Source organism: Corallococcus sp. CA053C, assembly GCF_003611675.1.
Classification (GTDB): domain Bacteria; phylum Myxococcota; class Myxococcia; order Myxococcales; family Myxococcaceae; genus Corallococcus.
In genome coordinates, this window is record NZ_RAWA01000020.1 from 1 (window position 1) to 13,301 (window position 13,301).

A 13,301-nucleotide genomic window follows, 5' to 3' on the forward strand; every position below is an offset into this window, starting at 1 on the left:
TCACCGGCGTGAGCGACACCCTTGTCGAGGCGCGCGCCACGCTGCTGCCCGGGGACCTGTCGGTGACGGTGGAGGGGCGGGACGCGCTGGAGCCCGAGCTGCGCGCCGCGCTGACGGCGAACCTGTCGCTGCCGCTCTTCCTGACGATGGAGCGCTCCGGCGCGGTCCAGCTCGTCCACGTCGAGCCGGGGCTGGACGTGCTCGCCCAGGGCATCCTGCGCTCGCTGGTGGCGTCCACCCAGTTCGTGGTGAAGGGCGCGCCGCGCGACACCTGGCAGAGCGAGGAGCAGGATGCGACGGGCCGCTACCAGGCCACGTACCGGCGGCAGCAGGGGCCCCGCTTCGAGAAGGCGAAGCTCGGCTACACGCACGTGGCGACGTCGCAGGGCCTCCAGCAGGTGGACGCAAGCAAGCTGCGGCTCACCACGCGCTCCCGCACCACCGTCGACGTGGGCGAGGATGTCTGGCCCGAGGTGCTGGAGGGAGACGAGCAGCTGGGCGTGGACGCGGGCGACGGAATGCCCAAGGTGAGCCACACCCTGCGCGTCAGCCTGCGGCTGCTGGAGCGGAGCCGGGACGCCACCCTGGTGGGGCTGTTGGAGCGGGAGCGCGCGCGCCTGAGCACGATGCCGCTGGCCAGCTTCCAGGCCCCGCCCCAGGACCCGAAGGAGCAGTACCGCCGGCTGCTCGCGGGCAAGCGCTTCGACGACCTGGTGAAGGACCTGCGCTCACTGCCCCAGGGCGAGAAGGAGCGGGATGACGCGCGCACCCGCGCCCTGGAGCAGTTCCGCGCGCTCTTCCTGCTGGAGCCGGCGGAGGCGCTCAAGGTGCCCGGGCTGTTGCACGAAGGAATGGATCCGCTCGCGGCCAGCCCCATGCTGGGCGCGCTCTCCGCCGCGAGCACGCCCGAAGCCGTGAGCGCGCTGTCGAAGATTGTAGATGACGCGGCCGTCACGGTGCCGGTGCGCACGGACGCCGTGGCCGCGCTCGGCATGGCGGACAAGCCCACCTCCGAGGGCATCCAGGCCCTGCGCGGAATGGACACCAGCGCGCAGCCGGAGCTGCGGGACACGGCGGCCCTGGCGCTGGGCAACTCCGCCTACCAGCTGCGCGACGAGGACGCGCGGGGCGCCGACGAGCTGTCGCGGGAGTTGAGCACGCGCTACCGGGCGGCGAAGACCCCCGAGGAGCAGGCCCTGCAGCTGCGGGCCCTGGGCAACACGCAGGACCCGGCTTCGCTCGCCACGATCCAGGACGCGCTGCGCTCGCCGTCCGTCCCGGTGCGACAGGCCGCGGTGGAGGCCCTCCGGCTCATCCCGGGCCCCGCCGCGGAGCAGCTCCTGGCGTCACGGATGCTGGGGGACCCGTCCCCCGACGTGCGCAAGAGCGCGGTGTTCGCGGCGGGATTCCGTCCGCTGCTCCCGCTGCTTCCCACCCTGGATCAGGTGCTGAAGCGGGATCCCGCGGATGCGGTCCGCGCGGAGGCCGTCACCCTGCTGGGCTCCAACCTGGGCACGCTGCCCCAGGTGCGTCCCCTGCTGGTCTGGACGGGCCAGAACGACCCCAATCCCAACATCCGGCAGTCCACGCTCGGCTTCCTCGGTGCGGTGGCCACGGGTCCGCATCCCTGAAGCCACGACACGGTCCGGGCGCGACTCAGCTCCTCGCTGCGCTGCGTGGAGCAGGCTCGGCTGGTCAATGAGCAGGCGTTCGACATGCTCGCGGAGGGCCTGAGACACAGGGGAAGGCCCGCGGGTGACAACGCGTGAATCAAAGGGTTGCGCGTGAGCGTGCGACTGAGCACGACTCAAGCGGGATGCTTGCGCGCGCACGACAGGGACGGAGGGCGTGAGGGACGCGGTCAGGCAGCTCCTCGCCACGCCGCACTCCTGGACCGCCCGGTTCACCGTGGCGGTCCTCGCCGCCCTGGTCAGCACCGGCCTCTCCGTGTTGTTCGAGCCGTGGGTGGGTGGGCACTTCTTCGTCGTGCCGCTCAGCGGCGTCATCCTCAGCGCCCTGTATGGAGGTGTTGGCGCGGGGCTGACGACGACCGTGCTGAACGTCGCCGGCTTCGTGCTCCTGCCCTACTCGCCGGTGGCCGGGACCCGCCCTCCCCTGACGGAGGACTTCCTCCGGGCGCTCGTCTTCGCCGTGGTGGCCGCCCTGCTGTCCTGGGTCGGCGCGGCGCTGCGGGACTCCTACCGCCGCAACGAACAGGCGCGGCTTGAAGCGGAGCATGCCCGCCTGGAGGTCGAGCGCACGAGCGCCGCCCGGGGGGCCGCGGACGAGGCGCGGCGGGTGGCCGACGCGCGGCTCATCGAAGTGCTGGAGCGGATGTCCGATGCCTCCTTCGCGCTCGATGGGGAATGGCGCTTCCTCTACGTCAACCGGGAGGGCGAGCGCGTGATGGGCTTCCCTCGCGAGTCGCTCGTGGGCAGGCGCCTGTGGGACGTGTTCCCGGCCGTCGTGGGCTCGGCCTTCGAGCGCTACTACCGGCAGGCCATCGAGACGCAGCAGCCCGCCGAGTTCGTCGAGTTCTACCCGCCGTTCCAGGCCTGGTTCGAGGTGCGGGTCTTCCCGGTCCAGGACGGCATCTCCGTCTTCTTCCGCGACGTGACGGCGCCACGGCGCGCGCAGCAGTCCCTGCGGGAGAGCGAGGCGAGATTCCGCTCGCTCGTGCTCGCCATCGCGCAGGTGGTCTGGACGACGAGCGCGGCGGGCCTCATCGAGGAGGACAGCGCGAGCTGGCGGACCTTCACCGGACAGACGTTCGAGGAGATGAAGGGCCATGGGTGGCTCAACGCACTCCGTCCGGACGACCGGGCACGGACCGCGAGCCTCTGGCAGGAGGCGCTGGCCCGCCGCGGCCTCTACGAGGTGGAGTACCGCATGCGCAGGCCCGACGGCACGTACACCCCGGTGCTCGCACGCGCGGCGCCCGTCCTCAACGCGGATGGGAGCATCCGCGAGTGGATGGGCACCAACACGGACATCACCGCGCGAAAGCAGGCCGAGGCCCAGCTGCGCGGGTACGCGGAGCGCCTGGAGGCGCTGCACGCCATCGACCGCGCCATCCTCCAGGCGGTCTCCCTGCAGGACCTCGCGCGCACCGCGCTCTGCTTCCTGCGCCGGCTCATCGGGTGCGAGGAGGCCAGCCTGCTCATCGCCGAGCCAGGCGAGGAGGTCTCCCGCTGGACCGTGAGCGCCGAGGCCCCGGAGACCCTGCGCCAAGAGCACCCCCGCTCCGCCGGGGATGCGCCCCCACGGGGGCTGCCCCATTTTCTGGAGCTGCCGCTCACGCTGGGCGGTGGCCGCCGGGGAGCCCTCCGGCTCGCGAGCACGCGCGAGGGGTCCTTCGACGCCATGGCCACCCAGGTGGCCGAAGAGGTGGCGGCCCAGGTGGCCATCGCCGTGGAGCAGGGACGGCTGCGCCGCGAGCTTGAATCGCACGCCGGAGTCCTGGAGGAGCAGGTGGCCGCGCGCACCGCGGAGCTGCAGGAGGCGAACGCCCAGCTGGAGGCCTTCAGCTATTCGGTGTCGCACGACCTGCGCGCCCCGCTGCGCGGCATTGACGGCTTCCTGCGGCTCGTCGAGGAGGACGTGGCCGGGACCCTCTCCGAGCGCGGGCGCGGCTACCTGGCCCGCGTGCGCGCGGCGGCCGGCCGCATGGGGCAGCTCATCGACGACCTGCTCAAGCTGTCGCGGCTGTCGCGTGCGCCGCTGGAGCGGGGGGACGTGGACGTGAGCAGCCTGGCCGCCTCCGTGGCCGACGAGTTGCGGGCGCGCGACCCCACGCGTGTCGTGGAGGTGGGCATCGCCCCCGGCCTGCGCGCGCGCGCCGACAGCCGCCTGCTGCGGGTCGCCTTCGAGAACCTGCTCGGCAATGCGTGGAAGTTCACCGCGCGGCGCGAGACGGGACACATCCAGGTGGGGAAGTTCGACGGCGCGTTCTTCGTTCGGGACGACGGCGCGGGCTTCGACATGGCCTACAGCGGCAAGCTCTTCGCCCCGTTCCAGCGGCTCCACGACGCCGCGGAGTACCCCGGCACCGGGATAGGGCTTGCGACCGTTCAACGCATCGTGAGGCGCCACGGCGGACGCCTCTGGACCGAGGCCGCGGTGGATCAGGGCGCGACCTTCTATTTCACACTCGGAGACAGCCCATGAATGCCAGGTACGGCACCGTCCTCCTCGTGGAGGACAACGCGGATGACGTGGACCTCTCCCTCATCGCCTTCGAGCGCGCGGCGCTGAGCGCCCAGGTGGTCGTCGCGCGCGACGGCGTGGAGGCGCTCGACTACCTCTTCGGGACGGGGGCCTACGCGGGCCGCGACGTGCGCGAACAGCCGCGGGTGGTCCTCCTGGACCTGAACCTCCCGAAGGTGAGCGGGCACGAGGTGCTGCAGCGCATGCGCGCCGACCCGCGGACCCGCGAGGTCCCCGTGGTGGTGCTGACCTCCTCGCTGGAGGAGCGCGACCTGCGTGAGAGCTACCGGAACTTCGCCAACTCCTACGTCCGCAAGCCGGTGAACTTCGACGAGTTCATCGAGGTGACGAAGCAGCTGGGGGTCTACTGGACCACGCTCAACCGCGCCATGGCCCAGGGTGAGGTGGTGTGATGAGCCAGCCGCTGCGGGTCCTCATGGTGGAGGACAGCGACGACGACACGGAGCTCACCCTGGGCGAATTGCGCCGGGGGGGCTTCGAGCCCTCGGCCGTGCGGGTGGCGGCGGCGGACACGCTGCGCGAGGCCCTGGGCACGCGGACGTTCGACGTGGTCATCTCCGATTTCACGATGCCCGCCTTCACCGGGCTGGACGCGCTGCGCATCCTCCAGGAGAGCGGCAAGGACATCCCCTTCATCCTGGTGTCCGGCAGCGTGGGCGAGGACGTCGCCGTGACGGCGATGCGCGCGGGCGCCCAGGACTTCTTCGCCAAGGGCAACACCACCCGCCTGCCGGCCGCCGTGGAGCGGGAGCTGCGCGAGGCGGAGGTCCGGCGCGAGCGGCGGCGGATGGAGATGGCGCTCGCGGAGAGCCAGGCGCTCCAACGGCAGATTCTGGAGAGCGTGCGGGACTACGCCATCTTCACCGTGGACACGGAGCACCGCATCGCGAGCTGGAGCCCGGGCTGTCAGCAGATCCAGGGCTATACGGCCGAGGAGTTCATCGGGCTGCCGTTCGAGCGCCTCTTCACACCGGAGGACCTCGCCCGGGGGCTGCCGGAGGCGACGCTCCAGGAGGCGCGCGAGCGCGGCCAGTCCACGGGCGAGGGCATGCGGGTGCGCAAGGACGGCTCGCGCTTCTGGGCGCAGACGTCGCTCACGCCGCTGCTCGACGCGGCGGGGCGGCTGCGCGGGTACACGAAGATCACCCAGGACGTGTCGGAGAAGAAGCGGCTCATCGACGAGCTCCAGGCCGCGGTGCGGGCGCGCGACGAGTTCCTCTCCATCGCGGGCCACGAGCTCAACACGCCCCTCACGTCGCTCCAGCTCCAGCTCCAGAGCCTGCGGCAGCCGGCGCAGCAGGCCGTGGTGGACCCCGCGCAGGCGGTGAAGTTCAGCCCCAAGCTGGAGGCCGCGCTCCGGCAGGTGTCGCGCCTCGCGGAGCTGGTGACGATGCTGCTGGACGTGTCCCGCGTCACCTCCGGGCGGCTGGAGCTGCGGCCCGAACCGCTGGACCTCACCGGGGTGGCGCACGAGGTGGTCGAGCGGCTCGAGGGCCTGCGGTCCTCGTCGGCGTCCACGTTGGAGCTGCGCGCGCCGGAGCCGGTGACGGGGCGGTTCGACCGCCTGAGGGTGGAGGCCATCCTCACGAACCTGCTCGTCAACGCGTTCAAGTTCGGCGAGGGCAGGCCCGTGGTGGTGACGCTCGCGCGCAGGGGCGCGGTCGCGCGGCTGACCGTGCAGGACCGCGGCATCGGCATCGACGCGGCGGATCAGGCCCGGCTGTTCCAGCGCTTCGAGCGCGCCGTCTCCGACCGGCACTACGGCGGCTTCGGCATCGGGCTGTGGCTGGTCCGCCAATTCGTCGAAGCGCACGGCGGCACCATCCACCTGGAGAGCGCCCCGCGACAGGGGGCGCGCTTCACCGTGGAGCTGCCCATCGTGGACGCCCACGCCTGAGCGTCGGGCCCCGCGTCACTTCGGTGGAGGGCGGGGCGCCTCGGGGTCCGGGAGCTGGAGCCGCTCATCGCGGAGCCGGTCGCCCCGGAAGAAGGCGCGGATCCGCTCCAGGATGCGCGGGTCCCCCTGGAACAGGCCGTCGTGCCCGGCGCCCTCCAGCACCAGGTGCACCGAGCGCGGCAGCCCCGGGCGCAGCGCTTCGGCATTGTCCACCGGGGTGCGCCCATCCAGCGTGCCGCTGATGAGCAGGACGGGGGTGCGCGCGCGGACCGGCGCACGGAAGGCGTCACCCAGGTCCTCGACGCCGGGCACCCAGGCGGACTCCGGCGAGCCCGCATTGACCGCGGAGCCCAGCAGCGCCGTCTTCGCCTCGCGGGTGATGCGCGCGCGCCGGGCCGGGCTCATCCCGGACGCCGCGTCCATCGCCATCGACATCATGCTGAACGTGCCCCCGCGCAGGTCCTGCACGAGCGGCGCCATGTGCTCGAAGCCTCCGGCCTCCAGCGCGCCCAGCAACTCCACGAAGCGTGGGAACCGGTCCGGGCCCCGCATCGATTCGAAGGCGACGCACTGGACGTCGAACGCGGTGGCCATCCACACCGCTTCAGCGCCGGTGCGCGGGTCCCGGAAGGTCACGCGGCGGGGCGCGGCCTTCAGCGGATCCAGCACCCGCTTCAGCCGCGCCCGCAGGTCCGGCTGCCCCCGGGCCGCGAGCCGCGTCTCCCAGCGCGCGAGCAGCGCCTCCGCCTGCGCGGGGGACTTCCACGTGTCGTCAGGGCCCTCGATGCCGGCGAGGACGGCGCGCTCCACCTGCGCGGCATGGCGCCGGAGGTACGCAAGCGCCAGGTGCGTGCCATAGCTGATGCTCCACAGCCGGAGGCGCGGCACGCCCAGCGCCTGTCGCAGCGACTCCAGGTCCTCCGCGTTCTCCACCGTGTTGAACGCGCCCACGTCCACGCCGGCCGCGGCCCACGCCGGCCCCGCGTCGGCCAGGGCCTGTCGCAGCGCCGCATCGAGCCGGGCCGCGTCCATGGGCTCGTCCACCGGGACACTCCAGGTGCGCTCCAGGGCCTTGCGCTCCGGTTCGGACTGCCCGGTGCCGCGCTGGTCCAGGGCGATGACGTCTCCCAGTTCCCGCAGCGCGAGGAACAGGTCGTAGCGCGGGCCCCCGGCCGCGTCGATGCCGGAGCCGCCCGGCCCTCCCGCCAGGTACACGATGGGCGCCGCCGAGCGCGCCTTGCCGGTGGCGGGGAAGCGGACGAAGCGCAGCGTCAGGCGCGGGCCCTGGGGACGGCCGTGACGCACCGGCACGCTGAAGGTGCCGAGCTCCGCTTCGGTCGACCGCCCGTCGCGGGCCTGGAACGTGTACGGCTCGAAGCGGAGCGCCGGGCCCTCGGCGCCCGCGAGCGGTGCGGCAAGGATGAGGGCGAGGAGCACGAGGACGAAGAGGGGTCTCAAGGCAGGTCCTTTCAGGAGGAGCCCCGCGAGGATGCGTCCCGGAAGTCCCGCGCGAGGGCCCGCGTCGCCCAACGGCTCGCACCGTCGCCCGACGGCGGTGCCGTCCACGGAGCCCCGGAGTAGCGTGAGGGGCGTGGCGCTCCCCTCCTGTCTGCCTTCGCTCCTCGCCGTCCTGATCACCGCTGCCGTCCCCGCGATGGAGGACGGGCAGGTGGAGCTCCACCTGGAGGATCTCCCCGTGGAGCGGGCCCTCGCCGCGGATTCCACGGGCTGGCAGCCGGTGCGCGCCCTCCGCGTGGTACCCGAGTCCGGGCCGATGTGGCTGCGCACGCGGGTGCAGGTGCCCGTGCGCGAGCCCGGAGCCCCGCTGCCCGCGCTCGCCCTCGGGGTGCTCGCCTCATGGGAGGCCTGGTGGGATGGCGTGCCGCTCGGGCACAACGGACGACCGGGCACGACCGCGCAGAGCGAGGTGCCCGGGCGCGTGGACGTGCTGCTGCCGCTGTCCCCGGAGGGGGCCACCCCGGGCACGCATGTCCTGACGCTGCGGCTGAGCAGCCACCACCTGGGCTTCCAGCCCCAGGGCATCCTCCACGAGGCGCGGGTGGGCGACGCGGCGGTCCTGGCCCGCGCGCGGCTGCAATCCCTGCTGCCCGCGCTCTGCACGCTGGGCGCGCTGGTGTTGATGGGGTTGCACCACCTGGTGCGCGCCGCGTCCGAGCCCCGCCGCACGACCGCGCTCCTGCTCGGCCTGGCATGCCTCGCGGCCGCGGCACAGGTGCTGCTGGAGGGCTGGCGCGGCGTGTATGCGTACCCCTATCCACTCCAGATCGTCCGGCTGCGGCTGCTGCTCGCGGCGGTGGTCGCGGTGGCCCTGCTCCTGCCCGCGGCGCTGGCCGTGGCCTTCGATGCGCCCGGACGGCGCTGGCTGCTCGCGACCCTCGCCGGAGGACTGCTCGCCATCGCCTGGGTGCCAGGGTTCGATGTCCGGGGACTGGTGGCGCTCGTGCTGTGCCTCGCCGTGTGCCTGGGGCTGGCCGTCTGGGCGGTGCGCCAGCGCAAACCCGGCGCGCGGGGAGTGCTCGCCTGCGTCCTCTTCGCCGCCGTTCTCCTCGTCAGAGACCCGGAGAACTTCCAGGGGCGGGGCTTCTTCATCGCCTTCGGGGTGCTGCTGCTCTCCGCCTCCGTGGTGCACGCGCGGCAGGTGCGCCTGCAGGAGGAGCGGCTGTCGCAGGCCCTGCGCGCCACGGAGCGTCTGCAATTGGACCTGCTCTCACGCAGCCTGCAACCCCACTTCCTGATGAACACCCTGGCCGCGCTGACGGAGACCGTGGAGACGGCGCCGACGCGGGCGGTGCATTTCATTGAAACGCTGGGGGAGGTGTACCGCCACCTCGTCGGCATGTCGGGTGCGCGCACCGTGGCGCTCTCGCGCGAGCTGGAGCTGTGCCGCGCGTACCTCGCGCTGATGAGCTTCCGGCAGGGCGCTCGCTTCGAGCTCGACGTGCGCGGGGCTCCCGACCTGGAGGCCACCGTGCCACCGGCGCTGTTCCACACGCTGTTGGAGAACGCCTTCAGCCACAACCGCTACGTCCAGCCCACCACCTTCCGCATTGAAGGCGAGCGCACGCCCGGCAGACGCGGCTACCGGCTGGTGGCCCCGCGCGGCGAGGGCGAGGCGCGCGCGGTGATGGGAGAGGGCACGGGGACACGCTATGTGGCCGCCCGGCTGGAAGAAGCGTTCCCCGGCGCGTGGCGGATGGAGGCGGGTCCGCACGAGGAAGGATGGACGACGCGGGTGGAGGTGCCGGAGTGAGGGTGCTCATCGTCGAGGACGAGCCGCTGGCCTCGCAGCGACTGTTACGGCTGTGTCGCGAGCTGCTGGGCCCGGATGCGCCCGCGCCGCAGGCGGTGGCCACGCTGGCCGGGGCGCGGGACGTGCTGTCCGGACGCGGGGTGGACCTGGTGCTGCTCGACCTCCACCTCACCGGAGATGACGGCTTCGAGCTGCTGACGGAGGCCGCCGCCAGCGCGTTCCACACCGTGGTGGTGTCGGCGAGCGGAGACCAGGCGCTGCGCGCGTACGAGCTGGGCGTGCTCGACTTCGTGCCCAAGCCCTACACCGCCGAGCGGCTGGGCAAGGCCTTCGCCCGCGTCCAGGGCCGCGCCGCTTCACCCTTGAGCACGCTGGCGGTGCGCAAGCCGCGCGGCATCGTCCTCGTGCCGGTGGCGGACGTCTCGCACGTCCGCGCGGCCGGCGACTACAGCGACCTGGTGCTGCGCGACGGGAGCACGGAGCTGAGCGAGAAGAGCCTCGAAAGGCTCCAGGCGTTGCTCCCGTCTGACTTCCAGCGCATCCACCGCTCGCACCTGGTGCGGCTCTCGGAGGTGGTGCGGCTGTGGACGCTGGAGGGCTCGCGCACCGAGGTGCAGCTGCGGGACGGCACCCGCCTGCCCGTGGGCCGCAGCCGGGTGGAAGCGCTGCGCACGCGCCTGGGGGGATGACGCGAAGCTAGAGGCAGCCCAGCTCCATGGCGCGGAGCACGGCGCGGGTGCGGTCCCTCACGCCCAGCTTGGAGAGGATGCTGGAGGCCTGGTTCTTCACCGTCCCCTCCGCGGTCCCGAGCGCTTCAGCGATCTCCCGGTTGCTCAGCCCGCGGGCGATGAGGCGCAGCACCTCCACCTCGCGGCGGGTGAGGCCCTCGGGCAGCTCCGCGTGGGGGAAGTCGCGGGGCAGGTCGGCCACGCCGCGCGCCACGCGCTCCGCGATGCCGGGAGGCAGCAGCGTCTGTCCGGAGGCGACGCGCCGGATGGCCTCCGCCAGCTCCTCCAGCGACACGTCCTTGAGGAGGAAGCCCTGCACCCCCGCGCGGAGCGCCTCGATGAGGGCGGTGTCCTCGTCGAAGGTGGTGAGCAGCACCACGCGCCGGTCCGGATCCGTGCGGCGCAGCTCTCGCAGGGCCTCCAGCCCCGTCATGCGCGGCATGCGCACGTCCATCAGCACCACGTCCGGGTTGAGCTCCGCGACCTTGAGCAGCGCCTCCTCACCGTCGGCGGCCTCGCCCACCACGCGCAGGTCGGGCGTGAGGTCCAACAGGCTGCGCAGCCCCTGGCGCACCAGGGCGTGATCATCCACGAGCACGATGCGGGTGCCGTTCACGCGCCCACCCCTGCCCCCGGCGCGGCCGGCAGCCACGCCTCCAGTTCCAGGCCCTGCCCCGCCGCCGCGCGCCACTCCACGCGGCCGCCCAGCCGCGTGAAGCGCTCCCGCATGCCGGTGAGCCCCGAGCCGGGGGTCACCTGCGCGGTGCCGCGCCCATCATCCCGCGCCTGCACCCGCACGCCTCCGTCCTCCGTGGGCACGATGGCGATCCACAGGTTGCGGGCCCCGGCGTGGCGCAGCGTATTGGTGAGGATCTCCTGCACGCAGCGGAACAGCGAGTGCGCCGCCTCGGAGGACTCCAGGGCGAGCGACCCGGGGACGTCCAGGTGGACCGCGAGCCCCGGGACGCCCTCCGCGAGCGCGCGCAGCGAGGGCAGCAGGGGCAGGGGCGATTCGCGCAGCTCCGTCACCGAGCGCCGCACCTCCGACAGGAGCGTGCGGGCGGCCTCGCGGGCGCGGCGGAGGTGTTCGGTGGAGGCGGGGTCCTTCGCGGTGTGCGCGGCGGCCTCCAGGTTGAGGCTGAGCGCGGTGAGGTGGTGCCCCACGGAGTCGTGCAGCTCGCGCGCGATGCGCAGCCGCTCGCCCTCGCGCTCGCGGGTGGCGAGCAGCACCTGGGTGGACTGGAGCTCCGCGTGGACGCGGGCCAGCTCGCGGCGGGCCTCGGCCTCGCGGACCATCACCAGCGCCGAACCGAACGTGAAGCCCTGGAAGCCGGTGTAGATGAGCGTCTGCACCAGCGCCTGCATCAGCGGGAACTGGAGGGCGAACACGACGAACATGCCCAGCAACTGGGCCCCCAGCCACGCCAGCGCCCGGCGCTGGGGGAGCGTCTCCGGCGCCTGCCCGGAGATGATGGCGAAGAGCGCGCCGTCCAGCCCGGTGTTCCCCGACGCGAGGCAGGCCAGCGCCGCGACCGTCTGCACGGCGAGCAGCGGCACCTCCGCCCTGCCCTGCTCCCGCGCCTGGCGCCAGTAGGCCGCGCCGAAGGTGAGGAACGCCGTGCCCCACAGCAGCGTGTGCGGAGCGCTCCACCGCGCGGGGTGGCGCACGAGCTCTTCGATGTGCGGGAGGCCGACCATGGCCCAGGTCAGCATTCCGGCCACGAACACCAGGCGATGGATGGTGGCGGACTTGGCCACGCCGGACCGCTTGTGCATGGCGCGAGACCATAGGAGACCCGGGGCGGACGGGCCATGTGCTGGAAGTCACATGCGGCCGGGCCGTGGGGCTTCGCGCCGAAGGCCGCGGCGGTCCGGGACCTCCCGGTCAGCCTGTCCGGCTCCCGGCAGTGACCTGCCACTCCTGGGAGGGTTGGGCCCTGGGGGGCGGGTGTCCATTCTCCCCTGTCTGGAGGCCGGGTGCCTCCCATGGGGGCCTCATGCAGCGGACCACTGGTCGCATCGTCACCCTGGCCCTGGCGGTCCTGCTCACCGGAGTGCCTTCCGCGCAGGCCGGCGATGCGGTGGAGCTGGGAGTCACGGTCGAACGCGCGGCCCCTGCTTCGCGCCCCCTCCGGTGTGGCGCCGTCATCACCCGGAGCACGGTGCTCACGCGGGACCTGGCGTGTCCGGGCACGGAGGTCCCCGCGATCCGGATCATCGGTGCGAACGTGGTGCTCGACCTGGGGGGACACACGGTGCGCCGCACCGGCCCGGCGTCGGGTGATTCGCGGGGCATCGTGGTGGAGGCCAACAGCACGGTGAGGAACGGCACCGTGCGGGGGTTCCGCTGGGGGTACGTGGTGGACGTCGGCGCGGACCGGATCCGGCTGCACCGGCTGACGCTCACCGACAACCAGATCGCCATCTACCACCTGGGCGGCTATGCGCGGTTCCTCCTCACGGACTCCCGCGTGAGCGGGAACGACACCGGGTTCAGCAGCGAGTTCGACGCGGCCACCGGCGAGCTCGCCATCCGCTCCTCGCAGTTCACCGGCAACCGGCGCGGGCTGTTCGTGGATGCCCATGTCGTGGACGTGGCCGATTCGACCTTCACGTCGAACACGAGCGTCTTCTATTGCTTCAACGGCCAGGTCCGCTTCCGTTCGAGCACGCTCTCGCGGAACACGTCCGTGGGCGCGCTGCCGTTCGACCCCGGCGGCGGCTTCGACTTCTGCCTGGAGCTGTCGTTCGAGAACACCTTCCTCACGAACAACGCCTCGCTCGCGCCGCCGGACGCGCCGGCCTGGGAGCCGTTCCACTTCGTGATGCGCGACTCCTGGGTCGTCAACAATGGCAGCGGCGTGAGGGCCGGGGCCAGGACGGTGGACGTCCAGGGCAACACCCTCTGGGACAACGCGGGAGGCCTGACCCTGGCCGACCTGCCGGAGTTCGAGCCCGTGACGCTCACGGGCCCCGTCCGCGACAACCGCTTCCTGGGGAACGACGGCGACGGCCTCCGCGTCCTTCCGCCCAGCAAGCCCACGGTCGCGGACAACCTGGCCCAGGGCAACACGGGCTGGGGCATCCGCGCGCCTGGCGTCACCGACGGGGGCGGCAACGTCGCGCGAGACAATGGCGCGGGGGACTGCGAGGGCGTCGTCTGCACGGCCTTCTGACA

At 72.9% G+C, this 13,301-nt stretch carries 10 protein-coding genes; 7 read left to right on the top strand and 3 right to left on the bottom strand.

Features of this window, described 5'->3' with window-relative positions; translation table 11 throughout:
• The 4 genes from D7V97_RS46600 to D7V97_RS04430 form a co-directional block, all read left to right on the top strand.
• Window positions 1-1,631, top strand: a 1,631-nt coding sequence (locus D7V97_RS46600; protein WP_120609329.1) for a HEAT repeat domain-containing protein, incomplete at its 5' end; no start/stop codon positions are given.
• Between the two features lie 217 nt (window positions 1,632-1,848).
• Window positions 1,849-4,167, top strand: a complete 2,319-nt coding sequence (locus D7V97_RS04420) for a PAS domain S-box protein (protein ID WP_120609330.1) — start codon at window positions 1,849-1,851, stop codon at window positions 4,165-4,167.
• The gene (locus tag D7V97_RS04425; protein ID WP_120609331.1) at window positions 4,164-4,619 is read left to right on the top strand and encodes a response regulator; all 456 of its coding nucleotides are present in this window, start codon (window positions 4,164-4,166) and stop codon (window positions 4,617-4,619) included. Before D7V97_RS04420 ends, D7V97_RS04425 begins: the two co-directional genes overlap by 4 nt.
• On the top strand, window positions 4,619-6,124 hold the full coding sequence (locus D7V97_RS04430) for an ATP-binding protein (RefSeq protein ID WP_120609332.1): 1,506 nt from the start codon (window positions 4,619-4,621) through the stop codon (window positions 6,122-6,124). The genes D7V97_RS04425 and D7V97_RS04430 overlap by 1 nt, the downstream gene beginning before the upstream one ends.
• Before the next feature lie 15 nt (window positions 6,125-6,139).
• Here the strand turns inward: D7V97_RS04430 and D7V97_RS44510 are convergent, their stop codons facing one another.
• The gene (locus tag D7V97_RS44510; protein ID WP_158623267.1) at window positions 6,140-7,582 is read right to left on the bottom strand and encodes an alpha/beta hydrolase; all 1,443 of its coding nucleotides are present in this window, start codon (window positions 7,580-7,582) and stop codon (window positions 6,140-6,142) included.
• Between the two features lie 31 nt (window positions 7,583-7,613).
• Here D7V97_RS44510 and D7V97_RS04450 point away from each other — a divergent pair, with 31 nt between their 5' ends.
• The gene (locus tag D7V97_RS04450) at window positions 7,614-9,395 is read left to right on the top strand and encodes a sensor histidine kinase (protein ID WP_158623268.1); all 1,782 of its coding nucleotides are present in this window, start codon (window positions 7,614-7,616) and stop codon (window positions 9,393-9,395) included.
• Complete coding sequence (locus D7V97_RS04455) at window positions 9,392-10,084, top strand: LytTR family DNA-binding domain-containing protein (RefSeq protein WP_120609371.1); 693 nt, start codon at window positions 9,392-9,394, stop codon at window positions 10,082-10,084. Before D7V97_RS04450 ends, D7V97_RS04455 begins: the two co-directional genes overlap by 4 nt.
• Before the next feature lie 7 nt (window positions 10,085-10,091).
• On the opposite strand, the gene D7V97_RS04460 is transcribed toward D7V97_RS04455, so the two are convergent.
• Both D7V97_RS04460 and D7V97_RS04465 read right to left on the bottom strand, forming a co-directional pair.
• Window positions 10,092-10,739 (bottom strand): response regulator transcription factor, encoded by a 648-nt coding sequence (locus D7V97_RS04460; protein WP_120609372.1) that lies wholly within the window; start codon window positions 10,737-10,739, stop codon window positions 10,092-10,094.
• The gene (locus tag D7V97_RS04465; RefSeq protein ID WP_120609335.1) at window positions 10,736-11,899 is read right to left on the bottom strand and encodes a sensor histidine kinase; all 1,164 of its coding nucleotides are present in this window, start codon (window positions 11,897-11,899) and stop codon (window positions 10,736-10,738) included. The genes D7V97_RS04460 and D7V97_RS04465 overlap by 4 nt, the downstream gene beginning before the upstream one ends.
• A 221-nt stretch (window positions 11,900-12,120) precedes the next feature.
• Here D7V97_RS04465 and D7V97_RS04470 point away from each other — a divergent pair, with 221 nt between their 5' ends.
• Complete coding sequence (locus tag D7V97_RS04470) at window positions 12,121-13,299, top strand: right-handed parallel beta-helix repeat-containing protein (RefSeq protein ID WP_120609336.1); 1,179 nt, start codon at window positions 12,121-12,123, stop codon at window positions 13,297-13,299.
• The last annotated feature ends 2 nt before the right edge of the window (window positions 13,300-13,301 follow it).